Origin of the sequence: Ramlibacter sp., from assembly GCF_013697775.1 — a bacterium.
Taxonomy (GTDB): Bacteria; Pseudomonadota; Gammaproteobacteria; order Burkholderiales; family Burkholderiaceae_C; genus Ramlibacter.
In genome coordinates, this window is the sequence record NZ_JACCWG010000112.1 from 1 (window position 1) to 4,939 (window position 4,939).

General features: G+C 70.9%; 5 protein-coding genes. 1 reads left to right on the plus strand and 4 read right to left on the minus strand.

Annotated features, from left to right (window positions below; all coding sequences use genetic code 11):
• The 3 genes from H0U68_RS05960 to H0U68_RS05970 form a co-directional block, all read right to left on the minus strand.
• Positions 1 to 1,184, minus strand: a 1,184-nt coding sequence (locus H0U68_RS05960; protein ID WP_296353632.1) for a pseudouridine synthase, incomplete at its 3' end; no start/stop codon positions are given.
• 2 nt (positions 1,185 to 1,186) lie between these two features.
• Entirely contained in the window at positions 1,187 to 1,852 is a 666-nt protein-coding gene (gene scpB / locus H0U68_RS05965) for an SMC-Scp complex subunit ScpB (protein WP_296353633.1), read from the minus strand.
• An 81-nt stretch (positions 1,853 to 1,933) separates the two neighbouring features.
• Positions 1,934 to 2,944, minus strand: coding sequence for an RluA family pseudouridine synthase (locus H0U68_RS05970; protein WP_296353635.1), 1,011 nt, complete (start codon positions 2,942 to 2,944; stop codon positions 1,934 to 1,936).
• Positions 2,945 to 3,010: 66 nt separating this feature from the next.
• On the opposite strand from H0U68_RS05970, the gene H0U68_RS05975 reads away from it, so the two are divergent.
• Entirely contained in the window at positions 3,011 to 3,814 is an 804-nt protein-coding gene (locus H0U68_RS05975) for an outer membrane protein assembly factor BamD (RefSeq protein WP_296353639.1), read from the plus strand.
• On the opposite strand, the gene H0U68_RS05980 is transcribed toward H0U68_RS05975, so the two are convergent.
• Positions 3,777 to 4,939 (minus strand): ATP-dependent DNA helicase (locus tag H0U68_RS05980; protein WP_296353637.1); only part of this gene is annotated, 1,163 nt, incomplete at its 5' end. The genes H0U68_RS05975 and H0U68_RS05980 overlap by 38 nt on opposite strands.

The window sequence follows — 4,939 nt, forward strand, 5'->3', positions numbered from 1 at the left end:
CCCTGGTTGTTGCGTGCCGGCCGGCCGCCGTCGCTAGCCTGCCCTTGCGGGGCGGCCGGCATGCCGGCCGCGGCGCCCAGGGCGCGGATGTCGCGCTCGTCCAGTTCCATCCAGGCGCCGCGCTTGAGGCCGCGCGGCAGCACCATCGCGCCGTAGCGGATGCGGATCAGCCGGCTGACCGCATGCCCGACGGCTTCGAACAGGCGGCGCACTTCGCGGTTGCGGCCTTCGCTGATGGTCACGCGGTACCAGACGTTGGAGCCGTCGCCGGCGCCCGCGTCGATGGTGCCGAATTGCGCCTTGCCGTCACCCAGCTCCACCCCGTCCAGCAGGCGCTGGCGCTCCTCGTCGCTGAGCGCGCCCAGCACCCGCACCGCGTATTCGCGCTCCAGGCCAAAACGGGGGTGCATGAGCCGGTTGGCAAGTTCGCCGGAGCTGGTGAACAGCAGCAGGCCTTCGGTGTTGAGGTCCAGCCGGCCCACCGACTGCCACTTGCCCTGCAGCAGCTTGGGCAGCTTGCGGAACACGGTCGGGCGGTTCTGCGGGTCGTCGTGCGTGACGACCTCGCCCACCGGCTTGTGGTACGCCAGGATGCGCGGCGGCGGCGGCGCGATGCGAAAGCGGATCGGCTTGCCGTTGACCTTGATCTGGTCGCCGAACTGGATGCGCTGGCCGATGTGCGCCGGCTCGTTGTTGACCGAAATGCGCCCTTCGGTGATGAGTTGTTCCATCTCCAGCCGCGAGCCGAGCCCGGCCTGCGCCAGCACCTTGTGCAGCTTGGGCGTCTCGGGCTGGGGCTGCAGCACGCGCTTGAGCGGCGGGACGGCGGGGTCCTCCTCCTCGGCGTCGAAGCGGCCGGACACCACGTCGGCGAAGCGGTCGGGCGGCGGAGGCCTCGGCGCGTCGTCGGCCCTGGCGCGCGGCGCCCGTGGATTCGCCCGGTTGCCGTCCGCGTCGTCGTGGTCCTCGTCGTCTTCGTCTTCGCCTTCACGGTCGTCGGCGTCGGCGTCGCCGCGGGCCTCGGCTTGCGCCGCATCGGGTGTTGCGGAGGCTTCGGCGGGCGGCGCGGCTTCGGGCGCCTGTCCCGCATCCTGCGCGGGCACCTGCTGCGGCACGGCGGCCCCGGCGGCGTCCAGGTCGGTGGCGGGGACAGCGGCCATCTCGCCGGAAGTGGGTGGGTTCATGCTCAGAGGTCGTCCGCGGTGGCTTGGGGGTCGAGGGATGCGAGTTCGGGCTCGGGGGAGGGATCGGGCGCGGCGTCCGCGTCGGGGATGAGGGCCGGCTGCTGCTGCGCGGCATCGGCGGCTTCGGCCATGGCTTCGAGCAGGCTGGACTGCTGCGTCGGCGTGCCGAGTTCGGGCAGCTGGTTCAGCGACTCCAGGCCCAGGTCGTCCAGGAACTGGCGCGTGGTGGCGTACAGGGCGGGCCGGCCGGCGGCTTCGCGGTGGCCGATGACTTCCACCCAGCCGCGGTCTTCCAGCTGCTTGAGGATCTGCGTGTTGATGGTGACGCCGCGGATGTCTTCCATGTCGCCGCGCGTGACCGGCTGGCGGTAGGCGATGATGGCCAGCGTTTCCATCACGGCCCGGCTGTAGCGGGGCGGCTTCTCGGGATGCAGGCGGTCGAGGTACTCGCGCATGTCGGGGCGGCTCTGGAAGCGCCAGCCGCTGGCCACGCACACCAGTTCCACGCCGCGCGCGGTCCAGTCGTCCTGCAGTTGCGCGAGCAGCTCCTTGACCGTGTCGGCGCCCAGTTCGTCGTTGAACAGCACGCGCAGCTCGCGCAGCGGCAAGGGCTGCTGCGAGCAGATCAACGCGGTTTCGAGGACGCGCTTGGCATCCGCCGTATTCATGGTCTGTCGGTGATGGGGGCTAGGCCGGTTCCGCCGGCTGCACCGTCCGCGGGGGTCGGTGCAGCGAACACCCCGTGCCAGTCAGTGCGTGTCGCCGTCTGCGCCGGGGGCGTGGCTCATGAGCCATTCAGTTTCATTGTAACGCAGGCCCCAGCGGCGCAAGGCCTCGCGCAGGTCGGCCGGCACCGGTGCGCGGAAGGCCATCTCGCGGCCCGTGACCGGGTGCGCGAAGGCGAGATGCGCCGCGTGCAGCGCCTGGCGCTCCATGCCCGCGTCGCTCGCGCCGCCGTACAGCGCGTCGCCCAGCAGCGGATGCCCGGCGTGCGCCATGTGCACGCGGATCTGGTGCGTGCGGCCGGTGTGCAGCACCGCGCGCACCCAGCAGCCGCGCTCGGCGTTCTGTAGCAGGTGCAAAGTGGTGGCGGCCGGCTTGCCCGGATGGCGCGCCAGGTCGACCACCGCCATGCGCAGCCGGTTGCGCGGATCGCGCCCGATCGGCGCCTCCACGTGCCGCGTGGCGGGACCTTCCCAGGGCCGGTGCGCCAGCGCCAGGTATTCGCGCGACACGCTGCGCGCGGCGATCATCTGCACCAGCCGGTCCATCGTGGCGCGCGTGCGCGCCACCACCATCAGGCCGCTGGTGTCCTTGTCCAGCCGGTGCACGATGCCGGCGCGCGGCAGGTTGGCCGCATCGTCATGGCGCGCCAGCAGCGCGTTGAGCAGCGTGCCGCTCCAGTTGCCCGGCGCCGGGTGCACCACCAGGCCCGCCGGCTTGTCGACCACCAGCAGGTGGGCGTCTTCGAACACCACGTCCAGCGCGATCGGCTCGGGCCGGAAGGCCTGGCTTTGCGGCGTCGGCCGCAGCTCGATCTCGCCGGCGTCGCCCACCTTCACCTTGTGCGAAGGCTTGCCGACCGGCTTGCCATTCACGCGCACCGCGCCGCGCTCGATCAGCTGCTGCAGGTAGCTGCGCGAGAACTCGGGCACGCGCTCGGCCAGCGCGCGGTCCAGCCGCTGGCCGTGCAGACCAGCGTCGATGGCGAACGGCCGCGCCTCGGCGTCCGGGCCGGGCTCGGCCGCGTCGGGTTCCATCTGGGAATCGTCGGTGGGGTCGGTCGATATAATGGTCAGGCCCTTGTTTCCAGAGAGTTGCGTGTGATCCTTCGAGGCAAATTATCGGCTGCCGCCCCGGCCGCCGTCGCACTGGCCATCCTGGCCGGTTGTTCGTCCACGCCGGACGCGGACAAGACCGCCACCTGGAGCCCCAACAAGATCTATTCCGAAGCGCGCGAGGAATCGCGCTCCGGCGCCTACGAAAAGGCCATTCCGCTATTCGAGAAGCTGGAAGGCCGCGCGGCCGGCACGCCGCTGGCGCAGCAGGCGCAGCTGGAAAAGGCCTATGCCCACTACAAGGCGGGCGAGCAGGCGCAGGCGCTGGCGACGATCGACCGCTTCATGAAGCTGCATCCGGCCAGCCCAGCGCTCGACTACGCGCTGTACCTGAAGGGCATTGTCAACTTCAACGACAACCTCGGTATCTTCGGCGCGCTGGCGCGGCAGGACCTGTCCGAGCGCGACCAGAAGGCGGCCAAGGAATCCTTCGAGTCGTTCAAGGAACTGGCCACGCGCTATCCGGATTCCAAGTACACGCCCGATGCGCGCGCCCGCATGACGTACATCGTCAATTCGCTGGCGCAGTACGAGGTGCACGTGGCGCGCTACTACTACAGCCGCGGCGCGTACGTGGCGGCCATCAGCCGCGCGCAGTCCGCCCTGACCGACTACAAGGACGTGCCGGCGCTGGAAGAAGCCCTCTTCATCATGATGCGTTCGTACGACGCGCTTGGCATGGCCCAGCTGCGCGACGACACGCGCCGCGTGATGGAGAAGAGCTATCCGCAAAGCGAGTATCTGGCGCGCGGCTTCAAGGCCAAGCAGGAGTCGTGGTGGAAGTTCTGGTAGCCGCGGCCAGCGTCTCCAGAGCCTCGTCGAATTCCTGAGCCGTCTGCAGCCGCCGCATCGGCGGTAGCGCCGCCGTCAGCCGGCGGCCGTAGCCCATGCTCACCAGGCGCGTGTCGCACACCGCCAGCAGGCCCTGGTCGGTTTCGCGCCGGATCAGGCGGCCCGCACCCTGCTTCAGCGCCACCGCCGCTTCCGGCACGAAATAGTCGTTGAACGGGCTGCGCCCCAGCGCCTGCAGCCGCTGCGCCCGCGCCTCCACCAGCGGGTCGCCCGGCGGCGGGAACGGCAGCTTGTCGATGATCACCAGCTGCAGCGCATCGCCCGGCACGTCCACGCCTTCCCAGAACGACGCCGAGGCCACCAGGATGCAGCCCGGCCGTCCCTCTGAGGCACCTTCGCGGAAACGCTCGATCAGCCGCCGCTTGGGCCACTGGCCCTGCACCAGCACGTCGAGCTCGCCTGTGCCCTCAAAGCGCGCCTGCAGCGCCTCGCCAATGGCGCGCAGCGCGCGCAGGGTGGTCGTGAGCACCATGGTCCTGCCGCCCAACGTGCGCGCGGCGTCGCCCGCCAGAACCGCGACCGCGCCGCTGTGCCCCGGATCGTTGGGCTTGGGCATGGTGCGCGGCACGTAGAAGGCCGCCTGCGACGCGTAGTCGAACGGGCTGCCCACGCGCAGCACCTCGGCTTCCTGCAGGCCGCAGGGTTCGGTGAACCAGGACAGGCGCGTGTCGTCGCCGAGAGTCGCCGAGGTGAAGATCCAGGCCTTGTTCGACGGCTCGGGATTGTCCACGTCGAGCAGCCGCTCGCGCACCGCCTTGGCGATGTCCAGCGGCGACTCCACCAGCCGCAGGTGCGTGCCGACGTCGACCCAGCGCACCGAGCCGGGCGCGCAGGCATCCTGGAACGCCTCCACCCGGCGCAGCAAGGCCGTGGCGCGTTCGTGCAGGCGCACGAAATCCGGCGCGATCTCGCTCACGGTGTCCAGGCCCGCCAACGCCAGCGCCAGCGCGGACTGCAGCTGTTCGATGGCGTCTTCCCAGTCCCGCGCGTCCACCTGTTCCGGAACGGCGCCGTTCCAGCGCAGCCGGCCGCCCTGCCCCGCGCGGCCGACGGCCAGGCGCAGGT